Below are 713 nucleotides of genomic sequence, written 5' to 3'. Positions count from 1 at the left end.
CCGGAATCACGGTTGTTTTCTCTTCCTGAGGGTACTGAGATGTTTCACTTCCCCTCGTTCCCTCCACACTGCCTATGTGTTCAGCAGCGGGTGACAGCCCATGACGACTGCCGGGTTTCCCCATTCGGAAACCCCCGGATCAAAGCTTGGTTGACAGCTCCCCGGGGACTATCGTGGCCTCCCACGTCCTTCATCGGTTCCTGGTGCCAAGGCATCCACCGTGCGCCCTTAAAAACTTGGCCACAGATGCTCGCGTCCACTGTGCAGTTCTCAAACAACGACCAGCCACCCATCACCCCACCCTTACCGGATGAGTTCACTGGGGCCGGCAACCGAAGAACGACCTTTACGGCCGTACCTTCAGATACCCAACAGCGTGCCCGACCCGACCGACCATCCTCACGTTCCACGCCMAAGCAGTACTAGTGAAAACAACCTGTCGTGCCGAATAGTCAACGTTCCACCCATGAGCAACCAGCACCGAACATTCGCCGGTGTACTGGCCTCTGACCAAGCAAGCTCGGTAAGAAGTGCTCCTTAGAAAGGAGGTGATCCAGCCGCACCTTCCGGTACGGCTACCTTGTTACGACTTCGTCCCAATCGCCAGTCCCACCTTCGACAGCTCCCTCCCACAAGGGGTTGGGCCACCGGCTTCGGGTGTTACCGACTTTCGTGACGTGACGGGCGGTGTGTACAAGGCCCGGGAACGTATT

The 713-nt window shown here is 58.0% G+C and carries 1 other annotated feature.

The features are described from left to right. Window positions 1-554: 554 nt before the first annotated feature. Window positions 555-690: a sequence feature (16S ribosomal RNA rRNA prediction is too short), on the bottom strand. Window positions 691-713 lie beyond the last annotated feature (23 nt).

Source organism: Streptomyces sp. OR43 (assembly GCF_008042275.1).
Taxonomy (GTDB): Bacteria; Actinomycetota; Actinomycetes; order Streptomycetales; family Streptomycetaceae; genus Streptomyces.
This window is presented reverse-complemented; position numbering and strand designations above follow the sequence as displayed.